16 protein-coding genes and 1 tRNA gene are annotated in these 22983 nt (G+C 57.1%); all 17 read right to left on the reverse strand.

Annotation, left to right across the window (positions count from 1 at the left end; all coding sequences use genetic code 11):
• Positions 1 to 41: 41 nt before the first annotated feature.
• On the reverse strand, positions 42 to 359 hold the full coding sequence (gene rpsJ / locus PQR62_RS24420) for a 30S ribosomal protein S10 (RefSeq protein WP_006464935.1): 318 nt from the start codon (positions 357 to 359) through the stop codon (positions 42 to 44).
• An 85-nt stretch (positions 360 to 444) separates the two neighbouring features.
• Positions 445 to 1641: an elongation factor Tu gene (gene tuf / locus PQR62_RS24425; protein WP_408160680.1), complete on the reverse strand. Its 1197-nt coding sequence runs from the start codon at positions 1639 to 1641 to the stop codon at positions 445 to 447.
• A gap of 81 nt (positions 1642 to 1722) precedes the next feature.
• Positions 1723 to 3828: an elongation factor G gene (gene fusA, locus PQR62_RS24430; RefSeq protein ID WP_408160681.1), complete on the reverse strand. Its 2106-nt coding sequence runs from the start codon at positions 3826 to 3828 to the stop codon at positions 1723 to 1725.
• A 126-nt stretch (positions 3829 to 3954) separates the two neighbouring features.
• A complete protein-coding gene (gene rpsG / locus PQR62_RS24435; protein WP_050465778.1) occupies positions 3955 to 4425 on the reverse strand; it encodes a 30S ribosomal protein S7 in 471 nt (156 codons plus the stop codon).
• A 144-nt stretch (positions 4426 to 4569) separates the two neighbouring features.
• Positions 4570 to 4953, reverse strand: coding sequence for a 30S ribosomal protein S12 (rpsL, locus tag PQR62_RS24440; RefSeq protein ID WP_408160682.1), 384 nt, complete (start codon positions 4951 to 4953; stop codon positions 4570 to 4572).
• Positions 4954 to 5276: 323 nt separating this feature from the next.
• Positions 5277 to 6431: a hemin-degrading factor gene (locus PQR62_RS24445; protein WP_408160683.1), complete on the reverse strand. Its 1155-nt coding sequence runs from the start codon at positions 6429 to 6431 to the stop codon at positions 5277 to 5279.
• Between the two features lie 44 nt (positions 6432 to 6475).
• Positions 6476 to 8734 carry a TonB-dependent hemoglobin/transferrin/lactoferrin family receptor gene (locus PQR62_RS24450; protein WP_408160684.1) on the reverse strand — a complete coding sequence of 753 codons (2259 nt, stop codon included), beginning with the start codon at positions 8732 to 8734 and terminating at the stop codon, positions 6476 to 6478.
• A gap of 451 nt (positions 8735 to 9185) precedes the next feature.
• Positions 9186 to 13424 (reverse strand): DNA-directed RNA polymerase subunit beta', encoded by a 4239-nt coding sequence (gene rpoC, locus PQR62_RS24455; RefSeq protein WP_408160685.1) that lies wholly within the window; start codon positions 13422 to 13424, stop codon positions 9186 to 9188.
• A gap of 265 nt (positions 13425 to 13689) precedes the next feature.
• On the reverse strand, positions 13690 to 17796 hold the full coding sequence (rpoB, locus tag PQR62_RS24460) for a DNA-directed RNA polymerase subunit beta (RefSeq protein ID WP_408160686.1): 4107 nt from the start codon (positions 17794 to 17796) through the stop codon (positions 13690 to 13692).
• Positions 17797 to 18056: 260 nt separating this feature from the next.
• On the reverse strand, positions 18057 to 18431 hold the full coding sequence (gene rplL, locus PQR62_RS24465; protein WP_408160687.1) for a 50S ribosomal protein L7/L12: 375 nt from the start codon (positions 18429 to 18431) through the stop codon (positions 18057 to 18059).
• A 96-nt stretch (positions 18432 to 18527) separates the two neighbouring features.
• Entirely contained in the window at positions 18528 to 19025 is a 498-nt protein-coding gene (rplJ, locus tag PQR62_RS24470) for a 50S ribosomal protein L10 (RefSeq protein ID WP_408160688.1), read from the reverse strand.
• Between the two features lie 324 nt (positions 19026 to 19349).
• Positions 19350 to 20045, reverse strand: a complete 696-nt coding sequence (gene rplA / locus PQR62_RS24475) for a 50S ribosomal protein L1 (RefSeq protein ID WP_408160689.1) — start codon at positions 20043 to 20045, stop codon at positions 19350 to 19352.
• The gene (rplK, locus tag PQR62_RS24480; protein WP_408160690.1) at positions 20045 to 20476 is read right to left on the reverse strand and encodes a 50S ribosomal protein L11; all 432 of its coding nucleotides are present in this window, start codon (positions 20474 to 20476) and stop codon (positions 20045 to 20047) included. Before rplK ends, rplA begins: the two co-directional genes overlap by 1 nt.
• A gap of 162 nt (positions 20477 to 20638) precedes the next feature.
• Positions 20639 to 21229: a transcription termination/antitermination protein NusG gene (gene nusG / locus PQR62_RS24485; RefSeq protein WP_408160691.1), complete on the reverse strand. Its 591-nt coding sequence runs from the start codon at positions 21227 to 21229 to the stop codon at positions 20639 to 20641.
• A 1-nt stretch (position 21230) separates the two neighbouring features.
• Positions 21231 to 21611, reverse strand: a complete 381-nt coding sequence (gene secE / locus PQR62_RS24490; RefSeq protein ID WP_408160692.1) for a preprotein translocase subunit SecE — start codon at positions 21609 to 21611, stop codon at positions 21231 to 21233.
• A gap of 31 nt (positions 21612 to 21642) precedes the next feature.
• Positions 21643 to 21718 (reverse strand) — tRNA-Trp (locus PQR62_RS24495).
• Positions 21719 to 21831: 113 nt separating this feature from the next.
• A partial coding sequence (gene tuf / locus PQR62_RS24500) for an elongation factor Tu (RefSeq protein ID WP_408160693.1) occupies positions 21832 to 22983 on the reverse strand: 1152 nt, incomplete at its 5' end.

Raw genomic sequence — 22983 nt, forward strand, 5'->3', positions numbered from 1 at the left:
CGCACAACCACAGGTTGTGCGCTTTTCCAACAGTTTTCTGCTTATTGCAGCTTGATTTCTACATCAACGCCAGCAGGCAGATCCAGCTTCATCAATGCATCAACCGTCTTGTCGGTCGGATCAACGATATCCATCAGACGCTGATGGGTACGGATTTCGAACTGATCGCGCGATGTCTTGTTGACGTGCGGCGAACGCAGAACGTCGAAACGCTGGATGCGTGTTGGCAATGGGACCGGGCCCTTGACAACCGCGCCGGTGCGCTTGGCTGTGTCTACGATTTCCAGTGCGGACTGGTCGATCAGACGATAGTCGAATGCCTTCAGGCGGATGCGGATTTTTTGGCTAGGAACTGACATGATTTTCCTTTAAAGAACGAACCGCGGATGACAGCCACCCGCGGCAATGACAAATAATTACTACTGACTGTTTACTACTTTACTATTACGCGTCAGCCAGAATCTTGGCAACCACACCGGCGCCAACAGTACGGCCACCTTCGCGGATCGCGAAGCGCAGACCTTCTTCCATCGCGATCGGGTTGATCAGCATCACTGTGATCGACACGTTGTCGCCTGGCATAACCATTTCCTTGTCCTTCGGCAACTCGATCGAACCAGTCACGTCCGTTGTACGGAAGTAGAACTGTGGACGATAGTTGTTGAAGAATGGTGTGTGACGGCCGCCTTCGTCCTTCGACAGAACGTAGATTTCGCCTGTGAAGTGCTTGTGTGGCTTGATCGAGTTTGGCTTCGCCAGAACTTGACCGCGCTCCACGTCTTCACGCTTGGTGCCGCGCAGCAGCACGCCAACGTTGTCGCCTGCCTGACCTTGGTCCAGCAGCTTGCGGAACATTTCGACGCCGGTGCACACTGTGTCTTGTGTGTCGCGAATACCGACGATTTGCAGTGCTTCGCCGACCTTCACGATACCGCGTTCAACACGGCCGGTCACCACGGTGCCGCGACCCGAAATCGAGAACACGTCTTCCACTGGCAGCAGGAAGGCGCCGTCAACAGCACGTTCCGGTGTCGGGATGTAGGTGTCCAGCGCTTCGGCCAGTGCCATGATCGCTTGCTCGCCCAAGGGACCTGTGTCGCCTTCCAGCGCCAGCTTGGCCGAACCCTTGATGATTGGCAGATCGTCGCCTGGGAATTCGTACTTGGTCAACAGCTCGCGCACTTCCATTTCGACCAGTTCCAGCAGCTCTTCATCATCCACCATGTCGGCCTTGTTCAGGAACACGATGATGTAAGGAACGCCGACCTGACGCGACAGCAGGATGTGTTCGCGGGTCTGTGGCATTGGGCCGTCTGCAGCCGAACACACCAGGATCGCGCCGTCCATCTGCGCTGCGCCAGTGATCATGTTCTTCACATAGTCGGCGTGGCCTGGGCAGTCAACGTGCGCGTAGTGGCGGTTGGCTGTTTCGTATTCAACGTGAGCTGTGTTGATGGTGATGCCGCGTGCCTTTTCTTCTGGCGCTGCATCAATCTGATCGTAGGCCTTCGCTTCGCCGCCGAATTTCTTCGACAACACGGTTGCGATTGCTGCTGTCAGCGTGGTCTTGCCGTGGTCAACGTGACCAATCGTGCCGACGTTGACGTGCGGCTTGGTCCGCTCGAATTTACCTTTTGCCATTTTGCACTTCCTTCAAAAAGAACGATTTTCTTAACAATTGAAAACTCGCTACCGACGCATGCCGGCAGCGAGCAAAACTTATTACTTGGCCTTGGAAGTAACGATCGCGTCGATGACGTTCTTCGGTGCTTCAGAGTAGTGCTTGAATTCCATCGAATAAGTCGCACGACCTTGCGTTGCGGAGCGCAGCGAAGTCGAGTAACCGAACATTTCCGACAGAGGCACTTCGGCCTTGATGATCTTGCCGCCACCGCCGGCGATTTCATCCATACCCTGCACCATACCGCGGCGGGACGACAGATCGCCCATCACGGTACCAGCGTAGTCTTCCGGTGTTTCCACTTCCACGGCCATCATCGGCTCGAGGATGACCGGGCTGGCGCGACGGCAACCGTCCTTGAACGCCATCGAACCGGCCATGCGGAACGCGTTTTCGTTCGAGTCCACATCGTGGTACGAACCGAAGAACAGCGTGACCTTGACGTCAACCACTGGGTAGCCGGCCAACACGCCGGTGTTCAGTGTTTCACGCACACCCTTTTCAACTGCCGGGATGAATTCGCGAGGAACGGTACCGCCCTTGATCGCGTCGACGAATTCGAAACCCTTGCCCGGTTCTTGCGGCTCGATCTTCAGAACCACGTGACCGTACTGACCACGGCCACCGGATTGCTTGACGAACTTGCCTTCGGACTCTTCGCAAGTCTTGCGGATGGTTTCGCGGTAAGCGACCTGTGGCTTGCCGACGGTCGCTTCAACGTTGAATTCACGCTTCATGCGGTCGACGATAATGTCCAGGTGCAACTCGCCCATACCGGCGATGATGGTCTGACCCGATTCTTCGTCGGTACGCACGCGGAAGGACGGATCTTCTGCAGCCAGACGGTTCAGCGCCAGGCCCATCTTTTCTTGGTCGGCCTTGGTCTTAGGCTCAACAGCCTGCGAGATCACTGGCTCTGGGAACACCATGCGCTCCAGCACGACCACAGCCTTGTCGTCGCACAGGGTGTCGCCGGTGGTGGTGTCTTTCAGACCCACGACTGCGGCGATGTCGCCTGCCAGCATTTCCTTGATTTCTTCACGTTGGTTGGCGTGCATCTGAACGATACGGCCGATACGCTCTTTCTTCGACTTCACCGAGTTGAACACGGTGTCGCCCGAATTCAGGGTACCCGAGTAGCAACGGATGAAGCACAGCTGACCGACGAACGGGTCAGTTGCGATCTTGAATGCCAGCGCCGAGAACTTCTCGGTGTCTTCTGCTTTACGCACGACTGGCTCGTCGTCTTCATCCATGCCAGGAACAGGAGGAATATCAACCGGCGACGGCAGGTATTCGATCACGCCGTCCAGCATCGCTTGCACGCCCTTGTTCTTGAACGCAGTACCGCACATCATCGGGACGATTTCGCCGGCGATGGTGCGCTGACGGATCGCGACCTTGATTTCAGCTTCAGTCAGATCGCCTTCTTCCAGGTACTTGTTCATCAGTTCTTCCGATGCTTCAGCCGCTGTTTCGACCAGGTTTTCACGCCATTTCTGCGCTTCAGCCTTCAGGCCTTCAGGGATGTCGCGATAGTCGAACTTCATGCCCTGGGAAGCGTCGTCCCAGTAGATCGCTTGCATCTTGACCAGATCGATCACGCCTTCGAAGTTTTCTTCGGCGCCGATAGGCACTTGCATAGGGATAGGATTAGCCTTCAGGCGAGCACGCATTTGCTCGTAGACCTTGAAGAAGTTCGCGCCGGTACGGTCCATCTTGTTGACGAACGCCAGACGTGGAACCTTGTACTTGTTAGCTTGACGCCACACAGTTTCCGACTGTGGCTGCACGCCGCCGACTGCACAGTAAACCATGCAAGCGCCATCCAGAACACGCATCGAGCGCTCGACTTCAATCGTGAAGTCAACGTGGCCCGGGGTGTCGATAATGTTGATGTGGTGAGCTGGGAAGTTGTTCGCCATGCCCTTCCAGAAACAGGTAGTCGCAGCGGAAGTAATAGTGATACCGCGCTCTTGCTCTTGCTCCATCCAGTCCATGGTTGCGGCGCCATCATGCACCTCACCAATCTTGTGGTTCACGCCGGTGTAAAACAGCACGCGCTCAGTCGTGGTTGTCTTACCAGCATCGATGTGAGCCGAAATGCCGATGTTGCGATAGCGCTCAATGGGGGTCTTGCGAGCCATGATTTATTCCTAAGTCTTTAATGCACGAAACCGAGCGCCACTTTTACCAAATATGCGCTCGGCTCGAACAAATTTTCAGATACGGACCAGACCTTCACCTGCATGCCGAAGGCCTGTCCAGTCTTGTTAGAAGCGGAAGTGCGAGAACGCCTTGTTCGCTTCAGCCATACGGTGAACTTCGTCACGCTTCTTCATCGCACCGCCACGGCCTTCAGCCGCTTCGATCAACTCGCCACCCAGACGTTGCGGCATCGATTTTTCGCTGCGCTTGTTAGCAGCTTCACGCAGCCAGCGCATCGACAGCGCCATACGGCGAACTGGACGCACTTCAACTGGCACCTGGTAGTTGGCGCCGCCAACGCGACGCGACTTCACTTCAACCATAGGCTTGCAGTTGTTCAGCGCTGCCGAAAACACTTCCAGCGGATCCTTGCCAGTCTTGGTCTGGATGTGATCGAACGCACCGTAGATGATGTTTTCTGCAACCGACTTCTTGCCGGACAGCATCAGCACGTTAACGAACTTGGCTACTTCAACGTTACCGAATTTTGGATCCGGCAGAATTTCCCGCTTGGGTACTTCACGACGACGTGGCATTTCAATTCCTTTCAGTCTTCAGTTGAGTGAGCGGAGCGGATACATACTCTCGCCTGCACTCGCGGGCAGTCATTTTGACCCCCACTTACTCGGCCCGTTCGGACCGACACATTTTCATCTGGCTTGCGCCGGAGAAAAAACAAATTACTTCTTCGCAGCCTTGGCACGCTTGGTACCGTACTTCGAACGCGCTTGCTTACGATCCTTGACGCCCTGGGTATCCAGTGCACCGCGAACCATGTGGTAACGCACACCCGGCAAATCCTTTACCCGGCCGCCGCGCAGCAGAACGACACTGTGCTCTTGCAGGTTGTGGCCTTCGCCGCCGATGTACGAAATCACTTCGAAGCCGTTGGTCAGACGTACCTTGGCGACCTTACGCAGCGCCGAGTTAGGCTTCTTAGGAGTGGTGGTGTAAACGCGGGTGCAAACGCCACGTTTCTGCGGGCTGTTTTCCAGCGCCGGCGATTTGCTTTTCACGGTCGCGGAGACGCGTGGCTTGCGAATCAATTGATTGATGGTTGGCATCGTTTTAATCCAACAAAGTACAACATTGATAACATGATTCCGGAAACGGTTGCCCGGAAACACTCAGGAAACTCGAAACTTGCACCGCTACAGCCTGTGCATTCGATTTAGCTAGAAATGGGAGAAGCGTCGCGGAAGGCGAAAAAATGCAGACCAAAGAACGCTTAAGCCCAGGAGAGCCTAAATTCGAGAACTCGCGAGTTTATTCCCAAAAGGTCAAAGGGTCAAGCCAAGTTTGCCCCAGCCTGACCCCGTTCGCGGATTTACGACGCTCCGGAAACGCGCAATTTTGTTGATTCCGGCCTGATTATCCGGCGCTCAGCCTAAGAAGCAGATGCCAGACTGCCAACAATCTGGCGCCATGTGCCAGATTCTTCCTTGTTGCGGTCGCGCCGCGAAAAGAAGTTGACAACCTGATCACCCTTGGCGTCGTAGAACTCGACCGAAGTGATCACACCATCCTTGCCCGGACGCTTGACCACCCAACCGTGATCGATACCGGCCGAGCGCAGATGCAGGTTGAACTCCGGATCCAGCACATTGAACCATTCACCGATGGTCTGCACTTTTTTGACATTGCCGCTGAAGATCTGCGTCATGCCGGCGTTGCTGACGAACACCATGATCGGCTGCTCTTGCCTGGCGGCACTTTCGATCAAGGTTTGCACCGACTGCGCACTGATGCGATAGGCCGCATCCTTGCCGATCAATCCCAGCGCCTGTTCGCGCGAGATGCCCAGATCCTTCAGCAGGCGCGGAAACTCATGCACGTCGCTCATCTCGTTCCAGGAAGCGCGCAGCTCCTTGACGTCGACTTCGCTATCCTGCTTGCGCGGCGGCCGCGATGGGGCCTTGTCGAGCTTCATCTCCGCCATCTGGTCTGCGGCCTTGAAATCGGCAACCAGTTTGTCGAAGGCAGCGATACCGGCTTCGTTATCCAGATAGACCTTGTGCACCGCGTCGCCGTGCCCGTCAAAAAATTGCAGGCTGCGGCTGAGCTTGCCTTCGCGCCCCGGCTGCACGACGGCAAACGCCGAGCGCCAATTGTCGGTGCTGAAACGCAGGTCAATCGGGCCGCCGGCAAAACCGGTGCCCGGGACCACCCGGCCGTCTTCATTCAGTTTGGCCTTGGTGACACTGCCCACGCGCTCCAGCACGGCGGTGTCATTGCGGGTAATCGCCTTGATCTGTCCCAACTCGTACAGGCGATCATAGACTGCCTTGTAGTTTGCACTGCCGTCGCGCAGGCGAGTTGCCGTCTTGCCGACCGTGGTGGCCACCAGCTCGGCTTCCGACACGTTCAGCTTCTGCGCAGCATCGCGTGGATGCAGCTTCGGTTGCTCGGCCCGCAGGCTGGACCAGCGTTCCGCCAGATCGGCGTTCGACGCGCCTGGCGTGGTCGAGCAGGCTGCCATGCTCAGAACGCCGGCGGCCAACAGCAGCGCGCCCAGTTTCTTGTACTTCAGTGATTGACTCATGCTTTGCCTCATTTCGGTTAAGTGCTTTTCAGCGTTGGCGGAGATCAGTATTCAAACTTCATGCTGAGATTGAAGCTGCGGCCCGGTTCGGTATACGCATCCTTGTTGGTTGCGCTGTCGGCGATCGACAGGCCGCGCATGTCGGTCCAGCTCCAGTATTTGCGGTCGAACAGATTGCGGATGCCGGCGTAGAGCACGGCATTCTTGCTGAAGCGATAGCCGGTGCTCAGATCAAACACGAAGAAAGACGGCGAGACGAAGTTGGTCGAGGTCGGAATGTCTTCGCGTTTTTTGGCGGTGTTGTAAATCACGTCACTCTGGACAAACCAGACCTGATTCGGCTCATAGCGCGCACCCGCCACAACCGATAGCGGGGCAACGGATTCCAGCCCGGTTTCCAGGCCGTTCTGATTGGTTGTGGTGCCCTTGGTATAGGCGAAACCGCTCTTGAGTGTCAGTCCGTTTTCCAAGCGCCAGTCGAGGCGCCCTTCGACACCACGGATAGTGGCCTTGGCCGCGTTGATGTATTGATTGATGGTGGGATTGGCCACCGTGCCGGCGCCCGATACTGCGACCAGATTGATGAAATTGCGATAGCGCCCGTAGTAGGCCGCGCCGCTATAGCTGAGGTTGCCCACAGACGTCGCCAGCTTGCCACGGAAGCCGAGCTCATAGGAGTTGCTGGTTTCCGCTTTCAGGTTGGGATTGGCAATCTGCGAGTAGCCTTGGCTGGCGTTGTTGAAGTAGGAGTTGACCTCATGCGGCGACGGCGAACGGAAGCCGCGCGCATATTGCACATACGGCGCGAAGGCCGGCGACACTTCATAGATGAAGGCCAGGCGCGGCGACAAGGCGCTGTCCTTGCTGGTCGCTGCCGGCTGGCCGTTCACTGCCTGCGCGTCATATTTGGCGCTGGCCTCGGGCTTGATCTTGTAGCCGTCATAACGCAGGCCGGGGATGACGCTCAAGGCGCCGATGCGCATGTCGTCTTGCAGATAGGCGCCGAAAACGCTGTACTCGGTCTTGGGGAAATATTCGCAATATTGCGTGCCGGTACACGTCGTCCAGCCGGTGCCGGAAGCAGACATCTGCAAGGTCGCCACGCTGGCGTCGATGCCATAGGTCAGCTTGTGCTGCATGGCGCCGGTCTTGAAACTACTCTCGGCAAGTACGCCGCCGCCGAAGATATCGTCCTTGTAAGTAATATCGCGATAACGCGGACGCACCGTGGCGCCGACCGTGGTGCCGCTCTCGGATGAATATTGCTGGGTCCTGGAGTCGCGGTAGTAGAGATTGGCGCGCAGCTTTTGCGCGACGCGGTTGTCCGCATCATCATGTTCGAAGATCGCTTGCAGCTTGTTGCTGTCGACATTGCTGGTGCTTTGATAGCCGCTGATGACCGAGGTAACGGCCGACAGGCTGTCGCCGCGCAGACGGTTTTCAACTGTCTCGACACTCAGTTTGATGGCATTGCGCGGATCAATTTTAAAGACCAGCTTGCCGAGCGCGGAACGGTTGTTATAGGTCAGCGGATCGGCCTTGGTGCGATTGGCGCTGCGGCTATCGTTGTCGCCCTTGGTTTCAGTCTCGTTGCCGTGTCGCGCGTTCAGCACCAGCATCCCTTGCACGCTCTCGTTGCCGAACGCCATGGTGCCGGTGGCGCCATAGCTGCTGTCGCTGGAATCGTAAGACGGACGCAGGGCAAAGTAGCTGCTTTTGCCGAAAACATTGAGCAAGTCCTGCGGATCCTTGGTGACAAAATTGACGACGCCGGTGAGGCCGTCGCTGCCGTACATGGATGAGGCTGGACCGCGCAGAATCTCGATGCGCTGGTAGAGATCGGTGTCAGTATAGGCACCGCGCCCGGCGCTCAAGGTGCCTTGGCTGAATGCGCGCGGCAAGGCCACGCCGTCTTCCAGCAACATGACGCGATTGCCGTCGAGGCCGCGGATGCTGATGCCTTCATTGCCGCCGCGCCCCATTGTCGCGGAGGCGCCCGTCACGCCGCCGACGCGATAGCTGGAGCGGCGTACTTCCACGCCCGGCTCATAGCGCAGGGCGTCCTTGATGTCCTTGGCGTTCTGTTGCTCGATTTCTTCGGCGGTGATCACCGAAACGGTTGCCGCCACACGATTGATATCGCCGCCGATGCCTCGGGTAGAGTTCACCGAGACTTCATCCAGCGGACGATTCGCCGCCGCCAATTGCAATGATGTGTTTTGTTGCGCCAGTGCCGGCGTCATGGCCCATTGCTGCAACACGACAGCCATAGCCAGTGCCAGCTTCTTTTTTGATAGAAACATAGTTGCCCTCCCCTGAGTGGATTAGGTCACTGGCGACTGACTATGCTGGCTACCTGATTTTATTGATGCTGATACGAGATGAATGCGAGTTCGGGTTCTGCCGCGATTGCCTTGTTTGGTTTTAAGCTCCGCGCGCGTTAGAACAAGGCATAGGCACCGATTTTTTGATCGCATGAACCCGGCGCGATGTGGCTCGGCAACAGCGTTCAGAGCGATCTGCTGCGAAACCGGCAGAACGGCAAATAGTAATGGTTATTATTTAATAAATGTAAAGAACATCCTTACCATTAAGAAAATTTAATTGAACGCGAGGCTTTTCTCCGACATGTGAGGGCTATTCGCGACACCAATAAAAAACGGCGCCAGAATTTCTTCTGACGCCGTTTTTCTTTGCTGCTCATTGTCCGCACATCCGCCTCTGAAGGCCAGCGTGCGGTCAATGTTCAAACCATCATGCTTCGCCTTCGCTGCTGCCGAAAGTGGTTTCGATGGTCGGTTCTTCTTCCATCGGTGCACGCGAAGCGCGTTCCGATTCGAGCAAGGCTACACGCTCTTCGGCTTCCCACACTTCTTTTTCCTTGCGGGCACGGTGGTAAGCCAGACCGGTACCAGCCGGGATCAGGCGACCGACGATCACGTTTTCCTTCAGACCGCGCAGGCCGTCCTTCTTGCCCATGATCGCAGCTTCGGTCAGGACACGGGTAGTTTCCTGGAACGACGCGGCGGAGATGAACGAGTCGGTCGACAGCGATGCCTTGGTGATACCCAGCAGCACGTTTTCATACGTTGCAGGGATCTTGGTCTCGGCATTGACGCGATCGTTTTCGTCCAGCAGTTCCGAACGTTCGACCTGTTCGCCGGTGATGTAGTTGGTATCGCCCGGATCCACAACCTGCACGCGACGCAGCATCTGACGCACGATCACTTCGATGTGCTTGTCGTTGATCTTCACGCCTTGCAGACGGTACACGTCCTGCACTTCGTCGACGATGTAACGCGCCAGCGCTTCGATACCCAGCAGACGCAGAATGTCTTGCGGATCGGCCGGGCCGTCCACGATCATTTCGCCCTTGTTCACCACCTGGCCGTCGTGCACCAGCACTTGCTTGTCCTTGGTAATCAGGAACTCGTGCTTGACGCCGTCCATGTCCGTGATTTCCAGACGCTGCTTGCCCTTGGTTTCCTTACCGAAGGCCACGGTACCTGTGACTTCGGCCAGCATGCCGGCATCCTTCGGCGAACGTGCTTCGAACAGTTCGGCCACGCGTGGCAGACCGCCGGTAATATCCCGCGTCTTTTGCGATTCGGTCGGGATACGCGCCAGCACTTCACCCACGTGAACTTGCTGACCGTCCTTCACGGTAATCAGCGCGCCCACCTGGAAGCCGATGGTCACTGCGTGTTCGGTGCCGGCGATCTTGACTTCTTCGCCCTGCTCGTTCAACAGCTTGACCTGCGGACGCAGAACCTTGGACGACGGACCACGACGCTTGGCATCGATTACCACCAGGGTCGACAGACCGGTCACTTCATCGATCTGCTTGGCAACGGTGGCGCCTTCTTCCACGTTTTCGAACTTCACGGTACCGGTGTACTCGGTGATGATCGGACGTGTCAGCGGATCCCATGTTGCCAGCGCAGTACCGGCCTTGATGACCATGCCGTCCTTGACGATCAGAGTCGCACCGTACGGCACTTTGTGGCGCTCACGCTCACGGCCCAGGTCGTCGGTGATCAGCACTTCGCCCGAACGGGAAATGACGATCAGCTCGCCCTTGCCGTTGGTGACGTAACGCATGGTCGCCGTGAAGCGAACGGTACCGTTCGACTTGGCTTCCACCGACGAGGCCACTGCCGCACGCGACGCTGCACCACCGATGTGGAAGGTACGCATGGTCAGCTGAGTACCTGGCTCACCGATCGACTGCGCAGCGATAACGCCCACAGCTTCACCGGCATTGACCATCGAACCGCGGCCCAGATCGCGACCGTAGCACTTGGCGCACAGACCGTAACGGGTGTCGCAGGTCAGCGGTGTGCGGACCTTGACTTCGTCGATGCCCAGACGCTCGATGTCTTCCACGATGTCTTCGTCCAGCAGTGTGCCGGCTTCGTACTGAGTGGCTTGTGTTTCCGGATTGACGATGTCGGTTGCAGCAACACGGCCGAGGATACGGTCGCGCAGCGCTTCAATCACTTCACCACCTTCGACCATCGCCTTCATCGACGCGCCGTTGACGGTGCCGCAATCGTCCTCGATCACCACCAGATCCTGGGTCACATCGACCAGACGACGTGTCAGGTAACCCGAGTTCGCAGTCTTCAACGCGGTATCAGCCAGACCCTTACGAGCGCCGTGCGTCGAGATGAAGTACTGCAACACGTTCAGACCTTCGCGGAAGTTCGCGGTAATCGGCGTTTCGATAATCGAACCATCCGGCTTGGCCATCAGGCCGCGCATACCGGCCAGCTGACGGATCTGAGCGGCGGAACCACGGGCGCCGGAGTCGGCCATCATGTAAATCGCGTTGAACGATTCCTGAGTGGTCTTCTTGCCTTCGCGGGTAACGACGTCTTCCACCTTCAGCTGGTCCATCATGGCCTTGCCGACTTCGTCGCCGGCCTTGCCCCAGATGTCCACCACCTTGTTGTAACGTTCGCCTGCGGTCACCAGACCGGAAGCGTATTGCTGTTCGATCTGCTTGACTTCGCTTTCGGCAGCCGCGATCAGGGTGACCTTTTGCGGCGGCACCAGCATGTCGTCCACGCAGATGGAGATGCCGGCGCGGGTTGCCAGACGGAAGCCCGATTGCATCAGTTGGTCAGCAAATACGACCGTCGCGCGCAGACCGCACTTGCGGAACGACGTGTTGATCAGCTTCGAGATTTCCTTCTTCTTCAGGGCGCGGTTCAGCACCGAGAATGGCAGGCCCTTGGGCAGAATTTCCGACAGGATGGCGCGGCCGACAGTCGTTTCGTAACGCTTGACAGTACGCACGAATTCGCCGGTCACCAGATCCTTGGGATTTTCGACGATACGCACGGTGATGCGCGTCGCCAGTTCGACTTCCTTGTTGTCGTACGCGCGGATGACTTCCGACACGTCCTGGAACAACATGCCTTCGTTCTTGGCGTTGATCGCTTCGCGAGTCGCGTAGTACAGACCCAGCACGATATCCTGCGACGGCACGATCGACGGTTCGCCGTTCGATGGGAACAGAATGTTGTTCGACGCCAGCATCAGCGTGCGCGCTTCCATCTGCGCTTCGATCGACAGAGGCACGTGAACCGCCATCTGGTCGCCGTCGAAGTCGGCGTTGAACGCCGCGCAAACCAGCGGGTGCAGCTGGATCGCCTTGCCTTCGATCAGGACCGGCTCGAAAGCCTGAATGCCCAGACGGTGCAGCGTAGGTGCGCGGTTCAGCATGACCGGGTGTTCGCGGATGACTTCTTCCAGGATGTCCCAGACCACTGGTTCTTGCGCTTCCACCAGCTTCTTCGCCGCCTTGATGGTGGTCGACAGACCCATCAGTTCCAGCTTGTTGAAGATGAAAGGCTTGAACAGTTCCAGCGCCATCAGCTTGGGCAGACCGCACTGGTGCAGCTTGAGCTGCGGACCCACCACGATGACCGAACGGCCGGAATAGTCGACGCGCTTGCCCAGCAAGTTCTGACGGAAACGGCCGCCCTTACCCTTGATCATTTCAGCCAGCGACTTCAGCGGACGCTTGTTGGCGCCGGTCATCGCCTTACCGCGACGGCCGTTGTCCAGCAGCGAGTCAACCGCTTCCTGCAGCATGCGCTTTTCGTTGCGCGTGATGATTTCAGGCGCGCGCAGTTCCATCAGACGCTTCAGACGGTTGTTGCGGTTGATGACGCGGCGATACAGATCGTTCAGATCGGAGGTCGCAAAACGGCCGCCGTCCAGCGGGACCAGTGGGCGCAGTTCCGGCGGCAGCACCGGCAGCACTTCCATGATCATCCAGTCAGGCTTGATGCCCGAACGCTGGAACGCCTCCAGCACCTTCAGGCGCTTGGCGTACTTCTTGATCTTGGCTTCGGACTTCGATTCCTTCAGTTCCACGCGCAGAGTTTCTGCGTCGCGGTCGATGTCGATCGCGCGCAGCAATTCACGGATGCCTTCGGCGCCCATGAATGCGGTGAAGTCGTCGCCGTACTCTTCGTACTTGGCGGCGTAGTCGTCTTCCGACATGATCTGGCACTTCTTCAGCGGAGTCATGCCTGGATCGGTCACGACATAGGCTTCGAAGTACAGCACGCGTTCGATATCGCGCAGGGTCATGTCCAGGACCATACCCAGACGCGACGGCAGCGATTTCAGGAACCAGATGTGGGCAGTCGGCGAAGCCAGTTCGATGTGGCCCATGCGCTCACGGCGCACCTTGGCCAGCGTGACTTCAACGCCGCATTTTTCGCAGATGACGCCGCGGTGCTTCAGACGCTTGTACTTGCCGCAGAGGCATTCGTAATCTTTGATCGGGCCAAAGATCTTGGCGCAGAACAGGCCGTCGCGTTCTGGCTTGAAGGTACGGTAGTTGATGGTTTCCGGCTTTTTGACTTCGCCGTAGGACCACGAACGGATTTTCTCAGGCGACGCCAGACCAATTTTGATCGCGTCGAATTGTTCGTTTTGCTGAACTTGCTTGAATAGATCGAGCAGTGCTTTCATGTATCACTCCAGGTTGGCGTGAAAACGCTATGTCTTTGTATAACGAATAACGAGGCGGCGGTGCCAAGCTGCTTACACCCTGTTCGCACGTGCGGGAGAGCCGGGACTACTTTCGGTTCCGCACGTACCGGGACAGACTGGCACGGCCTGAACTGCTATTTGACTTTGCTACTGAATTTCTACTGCAGATGCTTGTTTGCAGACGACTGCCTGCAAACGAAAACCTAAGGCCGGAATGCCTTGAGGCATTCCGGCCGTTGCAACATCAGTCGCGTTCCAGATCGATGTCGATACCCAGCGAACGGATTTCCTTGACCAGCACGTTGAAGGACTCCGGCATGCCGGCGTCGATCACGTGATCGCCCTTGACCAGGTTCTCGTAAACCTTGGTACGGCCATTCACGTCGTCCGACTTCACGGTCAGCATTTCCTGCAGCACATACGATGCGCCGTAGGCTTCCAGTGCCCAGACTTCCATTTCGCCGAAACGCTGGCCGCCGAACTGCGCCTTGCCGCCCAGAGGCTGCTGAGTCACCAGCGAGTAAGGACCGGTCGAACGCGCGTGCATCTTGTCGTCCACCAGGTGGTGCAGTTTCAGGTAGTGCATGTAGCCGACGGTCACGGTGCGCTCGAAAGCTTCGCCGGTACGGCCGTCATACATGGTGACCTGATTCTTCGAAGGCGTCATGCCCAGCTGCTTGGCGATGTGATCCGGGTAAGCCAGATCCAGCATGCGGCGGGTTTCGCTTTCGTGTGCACCATCGAACACCGGGGTCGCAAACGGCACGCCCTTCTTCAGGTTGTCGACCAGTTCCAGGATCTCGTGATCCGAGAACTCGTCGAGCGCTTCCTTCTTGCCCGATTCGTTGTAGATGGTCGTCAGGAACTTGCGCAATTCAGCGATCTGCACTTGTGCCTTGACCATCTCGCCCAGACGCAGGCCCAGGCCCTTGGCTGCCCAGCCCAGGTGAACTTCCAGCACCTGGCCGACGTTCATCCGCGAAGGGACGCCCAGCGGGTTCAGCACGATGTCTGCAGGAGTACCGTCAGCCATGTGCGGCATGTCTTCGATCGGCAGGATGCGCGAAACCACACCCTTGTTACCGTGACGACCCGCCATCTTGTCGCCGGGTTGCAGACGACGCTTCACCGCCAGATAAACCTTGACCATCTTTTGCACGCCTGGCGGCAGTTCATCGCCTTGCGTCAGCTTCTTGCGCTTCTCTTCGAAGGCCAGATCGAACTGGTGACGCTTCTCGGCGATCGATTCCTTGATCGCTTCCAGCGCAGTCGCCATGTCGTCATCCGCCGGGCGGATGTCGAACCAGTGGTACTTGTCCAGATCGTCCAGGTAAGCCTTGTCCAGCTTGGTGCCCTTGACCAGCTTCTTCGGGCCGCCATTGGCGACCTTGCCGATCAGCAGCTTTTCCAGACGCTGGAAGGCATCGCCTTCAACGATACGCAGCTGGTCGTTCAGGTCCAGACGATAGCGCTTCAGTTCATCATCGATGATCTGCTGAGCACGCTTGTCGCGCTGGATTCCTTCGCGGGTGAACACCTGCACGTCGATGACGGTGCCGACCATGCCCGAAGGCACGCGCAGCGAAGTGTCCTTCACGTCCGAAGCCTTTTCACCGAAGATCGCGCGCAGCAGCTTTTCTTCAGGTGTCAGCTGGGTTTCGCCCTTAGGCGTCACCTTGCCGACCAGCGTATCGCCGGCTTCAACTTCAGCACCGATGTAGGTGATGCCGGATTCGTCCAGACGCGCCAGCTGGTTTTCAGCCAGATTCGAGATGTCGCGGGTGATTTCTTCCGCGCCCAGCTTGGTGTCACGTGCCACAACCGACAACTCTTCGATGTGAATCGAGGTGTAGCGGTCATCAGCCACAACCTTTTCGGAGATCAGAATCGAATCTTCGAAGTTGTAGCCGTTCCATGGCATAAACGCCACCAGCATGTTCTGACCCAGAGCCAGTTCGCCCAGATCCGTCGATGCGCCGTCGGCGATCACGTCATCCTTGGCAACGCGGTCACCCACCTTGACGATAGGACGCTGGTTGATGTTGGTGTTCTGGTTCGAACGGGTGTACTTGATCAGGTTGTAGATATCGACGCCGACTTCACCAGCCTGGGCTTCTTCATCGTTCACGCGGATCACGACACGGCCTGCATCGACGTAGTCGACGATACCGCCACGCAGTGCCTGCACGGTGGTACCCGAGTCAACCGCCACGGTGCGCTCAATACCGGTGCCGACCAGCGGCTTTTCCGGACGCAGGCAAGGAACCGCCTGACGTTGCATGTTGGCGCCCATCAATGCACGGTTCGCATCATCGTGTTCGAGGAACGGAATCAGCGACGCCGCCACCGACACGACCTGGCCCGGGGCCACGTCCATGTACTGCACGCGCTCTGGCGAGACCAGAATGGTTTCGCCGGCTTCACGGGCCGAGACCAGCTCATCGGACAGCTTCAGCGAAGCGTCGATGGTCGCATTCGCCTGAGCGATGATGTAGCGGCCTTCTTCGATGGCCGACAGGTAGTCGATCTGGTTGGTAACCTTGCTGCCTTCAACCTTGCGATACGGGGTTTCCAGGAAACCGTATTCGTTCAGGCGAGCGTACAGCGCCAGCGAGTTGATCAGACCGATGTTCGGGCCTTCAGGCGTTTCGATCGGGCATACACGGCCGTAGTGGGTCGGGTGCACGTCACGCACTTCAAAGCCGGCGCGTTCGCGGGTCAGACCGCCAGGTCCCAGAGCGGAAACGCGACGCTTGTGCGTGATTTCCGACAGCGGGTTGGTCTGGTCCATAAACTGCGACAGCTGCGACGAACCGAAGAATTCACGGATCGCGGCCGAGATCGGCTTGGAGTTGATCAGATCGTGCGGCATCAGGTTGTCCGCTTCGGCCTGGCCGAGGCGTTCCTTGACCGCGCGCTCAACACGCACCAGACCGGCACGGAATTGATTTTCCGCCAGTTCGCCGACGCAACGTACGCGACGGTTACCCAGGTGATCGATGTCATCGACTTCGCCGCGGCCATTGCGCAGTTCCACCAGAATCTTGATCACCGCCAGGATGTCTTCGTTCGACAGCGTCATGGTGCCGGTCAACTCATCGCGGCTGACGCGACGGTTGAACTTCATACGGCCCACAGCCGACAGATCATAACGATCTTCGCTGTAGAACAGGCCGTTGAACAGCGCCTCAACCGAATCTTCGGTCGGCGGTTCGCCAGGACGCATCATGCGATAGATCGCGATACGGGCAGCGGTCTGGTCGGACGTGTCATCCGTGCGCAGTGTCTGCGAGATGTAGCCGCCTTGATCCAAGTCGTTGGTGTACAGGGTCTGGATATCCGAGATGTCGGATTCGCGCAGCTTGGCCAGCAGTTCTTCGGTCAGCTCATCGTTGGCGCTGGCAATGACTTCACCGGTGTCGCCGTCAATGATGTTCTTGGCCAGCACGCGGCCCAGCAGATAGTCTTCAGGCACGGAGATGTGCTTGATACCGGCGGCTTCGATGTCGCGCACGTGCTTGGCGTTGATGCGCTTGTCTTTGGCGACCAGCACTTTGCCCGACTTGTCGCTGATGTCGAAACGCGCGACTTCACCACGCAGACGCTCCGAGACGAATTCCATCTCGGCGCCTTCGGCGTGCAGGTTGAAGTTGTCGAACACGAAGAAGTTCGCCAGGATCTGTTCCGACGTCATCCCGATAGCCTTCAGCAGGATCGTGACCGGCATCTTGCGGCGGCGGTCGACGCGGAAGAACAGGATGTCCTTCGGATCGAATTCAAAATCCAGCCACGAACCGCGGTAAGGAATGATACGCGCCGAGAACAGCAGCTTGCCCGACGAATGCGTCTTGCCGCGGTCGTGCTCGAAGAACACGCCCGGCGAACGGTGCAACTGGGAAACGATCACGCGCTCGGTGCCGTTGATGACGAACGAACCGGTAGTCGTCATGAGCGGCAATTCGCCCATGTAGACTTCCTGTTCCTTCATTTCCTTGACGACCGGCTTGGTCGGCGATTCCTTGTCCAGAATCACCAGACGCACCTTGGCGCGCAGCGGCGATGCGAAAGTCAGGCCACGTTGTTGGCATTCCTTGACATCGAACGGGGGCGCGCCCAGCACATATGACAGGAACTCGAGTCGCGCAAAACCATTGTGCGAAACGATAGGGAAAATCGATGAAAAAGCAGATTGCAGGCCTTCATTCTTACGAGCCGATGCTAATTTTTCGGCTTGCAGGAACGTCTGATATGACTCGATCTGAGTCGCTAGCAGAAACGGAACGTTGTGGACGTTAGCGCGTTTCGCAAAGGATTTACGAATACGCTTCTTCTCAGTAAATGAGTAGTGCATGGACACTCCGTGAGTGACAGGAAGGATTGAGAGTTCAAGACTCGCTCCGGCGTCAGCCGAACCGATATCTGCAAATCTTCAAATCTCAGTCCTTGGTTTTTGCCTTGTTAGCGCTTAATATTCCCGACAACGGAAAGATTGCATTGCGCCAAACAAACAAAAATAAGAAACGACAAAGGAGCCAAAGCCGAATCCCTTTTTCAAGGAATTCTGCACTTTGACTCCGGCGTAACAGCTCGCCCTGGATGGCAAGCAGAAACTTACTTCAGTTCTGCCTTGGCGCCAGCTTCTTCCAGCTTCTTCTTTGCAGCTTCAGCGTCAGCCTTGGCGATGCCTTCCTTGACTGGCTTCGGTGCGCCGTCGACCAGATCCTTAGCTTCCTTCAGACCCAGACCGGTGATTTCGCGAACAGCCTTAATCACGCCAACCTTGTTTGCGCCGATTTCCGACAGGATAACGGTGAACTCGGTTTGCTCTTCAGCAGCGGCAGCAGCGCCACCAGCGGCAGGACCAGCGACAGCCATTGCTGCAGCGGAAACGCCAAACTTTTCTTCGAATGCCTTAACCAGGTCATTCAGTTCCAGCACGGTCAAGGCGCCTACGGCTTCCAAGATTTCGTCTTTGCTAATTGCCATTTGAAACTCCTAAATTTATTTCGGTAATAACATCTAATCGGTTACTGACGCAGAACGTCGAAACTGCAGAGATCGCCGCGCGTACGCGGCGCACCATCATGCTGCTTCGGATTCTTTCTTGGCTGCCAGAGCAGCCAGACCACGCGCGAAACCAGCCACAGGAACCTGCATCATGCCCAGCAATTGGGCCAGCAGAACTTCGCGGGACGGGATATTCGCCAATGCAACCACAGCTGCCTTATCCAGCGGCTTGCCTGCATAGTTACCTGCTTTCACAACCAGCTTGTCGTTGGTCTTAGCAAAGTCAGCGATGACTTTGGCTGCGGCAACGGCATCTTCCGAGATCGAATAGATCAGCGGACCGGTCAGTTGTGGAGCGAGGTCGGCGAACGCGGTACCTTCGACGGCGCGACGTGCGAGTGTGTTTTTCAACACGCGCAGATACACGCCCTGGTCACGCGCTTTGGCGCGCAGTTGCGTCAAGTGACCAACCTGGATGCCACGGTATTCGGCCACGACGATAGTTTGCGCAGTTGCAACTTTTGCGGAAACTTCGGCGACTACGGCCTTTTTGTCATTCAGATTGAGACTCAAGATCAACCTCCAAAAATGATGCTCGGCGACTACACGGGCAGAGATGTCCGCTTGCCTTACACCGGTTCGAACACGGCGTCCGAGGTTTAGGAGTTCATTGCAGCATAGTGCAAAATGAAAAATGCTGTGTGAGACTACAAAACTTGTTCGGGTTCACCATCTGCGCTGGGTACCGGCTACTTGCGTATCCGGCGATTTAACTCCGTGCCTGCCTGCTGCACTTTGCCCAACGGTCTTTGATTGCCTGAACCGGATTTTTACTGCGAATCCGGTTCAGCCCAAAGATGCGCCTCACCCGGAAAGGGCGAGGACTTGATTCTTTACTTAAGCCGACAGAGTGGTTTGATCCACGCGGACACCGGCGCCCATGGTGGACGACAGCGAAACCTTGCGCAGGTAGATACCCTTGCTGCTGGCTGGCTTGGCCTTGTTCAGTGCTTCGATCAGTGCCAGCAGATTGGTCTTCAGATCTGCATCGCTGAACGACTTGCGACCGATGGTGGCGTGAATGATGCCGCCCTTGTCGGTACGGTATTGCACTTGACCAGCCTTGGCGTTCTTGACGGCGGTAGCGACGTCAGGGGTCACGGTACCGACCTTCGGGTTAGGCATCAGGCCGCGCGGGCCCAGAATCTGACCCAGAGTACCGACGATACGCATGGTGTCCGGCGAAGCGATCACGATGTCGAACGGCATGTTACCGGCCTTCACCTGTTCAGCCAGATCTTCCATACCGACCACGTCGGCGCCGGCAGCCTTGGCTTGCTCGGCCTTTTCGCCCGAAGCGAATACGGCGACGCGAACGGTCTTGCCTGTACCAGCCGGCAGCACCACGGAACCGCGAACGACCTGGTCCGACTTCTTGGCGTCAACGCCCAGTTGAACCGACACGTCGATCGACTCGTTGAACTTGGCAGTTGCAAATTCCTTGATCAGGGCAACAGCGTTGTCGAAAGGATAAGCCTTGGTACGATCAACCTTGGCCTTGATTGCTTTTACGCGCTTGGATAACTTAGCCATTACAGACCCTCTACCGTGATGCCCATCGAACGTGCGGAACCAGCGATGGTACGCACAGCGGCTTCCAGATCAGCAGCGGTCAAGTCCGGCTTCTTCTGGGTTGCGATTTCTTCCGCTTGCTGGCGGGTGATCTTGCCGACCTTGTCAGTGTGTGGCTTCGGCGAACCCTTCTGGATGCCGGCAGCCTTCTTGATCAGGATCGTTGCTGGCGGGGTCTTCATCACGAAAGTGAAGGACTTGTCCGCGAAAGCAGTAATCACGACTGGAATCGGCAGACCTGGTTCAACGCCTTGAGTTTGCGCATTGAAAGCCTTGCAGAATTCCATGATGTTCAGACCGCGCTGACCCAGCGCTGGACCGATCGGTGGGGATGGGTTTGCTTTACCAGCTGGCACTTGCAGCTTGATAAAACCAATGATCTTCTTTGCCATGATGGCTCCTTTTAATTGAGTTTTAGCGCCGGTTCATCCGCCTTGCGGCGTCCTACTTTGGCTCCTCTGTTGCAAGATTGACCGGATCGGCAAAACTTGATCCGGCGCGCTCCTGCAGGCGCTTGTCTTTTTATTCTGGGGAGAGTGAGAATCCGGGGAGGATCAGACTTTTTCCAGCTGGCCGAATTCGAGCTCGACCGGAGTAGCGCGGCCGAAGATGGTGACCGAGACGCGCACGCGCGATTTTTCGTAGTTCACTTCTTCGACATTGCCGTTGAAATCGGTAAAGGGACCATCCTTGATGCGGACCAGTTCGCCCACTTCGTAGAGCACCTTTGGACGCGGCTTTTCGACGCCATCCTGCATCTGCTGCATGATCTTGTCGACTTCGTGCGGAGGAATCGGCGTTGGACGATTCGACTTGCCGCCGATGAAACCGGTCACCTTGCTGGTGTTCTTCACCAGATGCCAGGTTTCATCCGTCATTTCCATTTCAACCAGCACATAGCCCGGGAAGAAACGACGCTCAGTCACAGACTTCTGACCGTTTTTCATATCCACAACTTCTTCAGTCGGCACCAGAATCTGGCCAAACTGTTCTTCCATGCCGGCGCGCATGATGCGTTCGGTCAAGGCGCGCTGAACACTCTTTTCCATGCCGGAATATGCATGCACCACGTACCAGCGCTTTTTTCCGGCGCCTGAAACGCTTTGCGCACCAATCGGTGCGCTGTCCTGTGTGCTATCGCTCATGTTATTTCCAGCCCAAAATTACGTCGTACAACAAGAATTCGAGCAGCTTATCCGTACCCCAGAGAAAGATCGCCATGACCAGCACGAAGGCAAACACGATCGCCGTGATTTGCATTGCTTCCTTGCGGGTAGGCCAGACGACTTTCTTGGTTTCGCGTACCGACTCTTTGGCAAAGCCGATAAAGCCGCGGCCTTGCGCAGAAGTCCAAGCAAATCCGATCGCCACCAGCAGACCAGCCACCAGCGCAACAGCACGCACCGGCGTCGACTGATCAGACAACACAAAAAAACCGACCACACCAGCAACCACCGCCACGATTGCTAATGCAATCTTGAGCTTGTCGCTTGAAGTGTTGACGGTTTGTACAGGCTGGCTAGACATATTTACTTTCAGTACCCTACACCGGAATCGGTGGCAGGGGCGGAGGGCATCGAACCCCCAACCTCCGGTTTTGGAGACCGGCGCTCTGCCAATTGAGCTACACCCCTACGTTCAAAACGCTTATCCGAGCAAACCAGCTTGGCAACTCAATGCCTACCGCTCAGACATGAACGCCGCGAGACGGGAATTTCCCGAGTCGCGGCGATTACAACTTTTACTATTACGCGTCAGCCAGGATCTTGGCAACCACACCGGCGCCAACAGTACGGCCACCTTCGCGGATCGCGAAACGCAGACCTTCTTCCATCGCGATCGGGTTGATCAGCATCACTGTGATCGACACGTTGTCGCCTGGCATAACCATTTCCTTGTCCTTCGGCAACTCAATCGAACCAGTTACGTCCGTTGTACGGAAGTAGAACTGTGGACGATAGTTGTTGAAGAATGGTGTGTGACGGCCGCCTTCGTCCTTCGACAGAACGTAGATTTCGCCTGTGAAGTGCTTGTGTGGCTTGATCGAGTTTGGCTTCGCCAGAACTTGACCGCGCTCCACGTCTTCACGCTTGGTGCCGCGCAGCAGCACGCCAACGTTGTCGCCTGCCTGACCTTGGTCCAGCAGCTTGCGGAACATTTCGACGCCGGTGCACACTGTGTCTTGTGTGTCGCGGATACCGACGATTTGCAGTGCTTCGCCGACCTTCACGATACCGCGTTCAACACGGCCGGTCACCACGGTGCCGCGACCCGAAATCGAGAACACGTCTTCCACTGGCAGCAGGAAGGCGCCGTCAACAGCACGTTCCGGTGTCGGGATATAGGTGTCCAGCGCTTCGGCCAGCGCCATGATCGCTTGCTCGCCCAGGGGACCTGTGTCGCCTTCCAGCGCCAGCTTGGCCGAACCCTTGATGATTGGCAGATCGTCGCCTGGGAATTCGTACTTGGTCAACAGCTCGCGCACTTCCATTTCGACCAGTTCCAGCAGCTCTTCATCATCCACCATGTCGGCCTTGTTCAGGAACACGATGATGTAAGGAACGCCGACCTGACGCGACAGCAGGATGTGTTCGCGGGTCTGTGGCATTGGGCCGTCTGCAGCCGAACACACCAGGATCGCGCCGTCCATCTGCGCTGCGCCAGTGATCATATTCTTCACATAGTCGGCGTGGCCTGGGCAGTCAACGTGCGCGTAGTGGCGGTTGGCTGTTTCGTATTCAACGTGAGCTGTGTTGATGGTGATGCCGCGTGCCTTTTCTTCTGGCGCTGCATCAATCTGATCGTAGGCCTTCGCTTCGCCGCCGAATTTCTTCGACAACACGGTTGCGATTGCTGCTGTCAGCGTGGTCTTGCCGTGGTCAACGTGACCAATCGTGCC

The organism is Herbaspirillum lusitanum (assembly GCF_046025995.1).
Taxonomy (GTDB): domain Bacteria; phylum Pseudomonadota; class Gammaproteobacteria; order Burkholderiales; family Burkholderiaceae_D; genus Herbaspirillum; species Herbaspirillum lusitanum_A.

Bases quoted from the DNA above. Each gene is read 5' to 3' on its own strand.
- rpsL (WP_408160682.1), bottom strand. From the start codon at position 4,953: ATGCCAACCATCAATCAATTGATTCGCAAGCCACGCGTCTCCGCGACC.
- PQR62_RS24445 (WP_408160683.1), bottom strand. From the start codon at position 6,431: ATGAGTCAATCACTGAAGTACAAGAAACTGGGCGCGCTGCTGTTGGCC.
- secE (WP_408160692.1), bottom strand. From the start codon at position 21,611: ATGTCTAGCCAGCCTGTACAAACCGTCAACACTTCAAGCGACAAGCTC.
- rplL (WP_408160687.1), bottom strand. From the start codon at position 18,431: ATGGCAATTAGCAAAGACGAAATCTTGGAAGCCGTAGGCGCCTTGACC.
- rpoC (WP_408160685.1), bottom strand. From the start codon at position 13,424: ATGAAAGCACTGCTCGATCTATTCAAGCAAGTTCAGCAAAACGAACAA.
- rplK (WP_408160690.1), bottom strand. From the start codon at position 20,476: ATGGCAAAGAAGATCATTGGTTTTATCAAGCTGCAAGTGCCAGCTGGT.
- rpoB (WP_408160686.1), bottom strand. From the start codon at position 17,796: ATGCACTACTCATTTACTGAGAAGAAGCGTATTCGTAAATCCTTTGCG.
- rpsG (WP_050465778.1), bottom strand. From the start codon at position 4,425: ATGCCACGTCGTCGTGAAGTACCCAAGCGGGAAATTCTGCCGGATCCA.
- rpsJ (WP_006464935.1), bottom strand. From the start codon at position 359: ATGTCAGTTCCTAGCCAAAAAATCCGCATCCGCCTGAAGGCATTCGAC.
- tuf (WP_408160680.1), bottom strand. From the start codon at position 1,641: ATGGCAAAAGGTAAATTCGAGCGGACCAAGCCGCACGTCAACGTCGGC.
- rplA (WP_408160689.1), bottom strand. From the start codon at position 20,045: ATGGCTAAGTTATCCAAGCGCGTAAAAGCAATCAAGGCCAAGGTTGAT.
- fusA (WP_408160681.1), bottom strand. From the start codon at position 3,828: ATGGCTCGCAAGACCCCCATTGAGCGCTATCGCAACATCGGCATTTCG.
- nusG (WP_408160691.1), bottom strand. From the start codon at position 21,229: ATGAGCGATAGCACACAGGACAGCGCACCGATTGGTGCGCAAAGCGTT.
- PQR62_RS24450 (WP_408160684.1), bottom strand. From the start codon at position 8,734: ATGTTTCTATCAAAAAAGAAGCTGGCACTGGCTATGGCTGTCGTGTTG.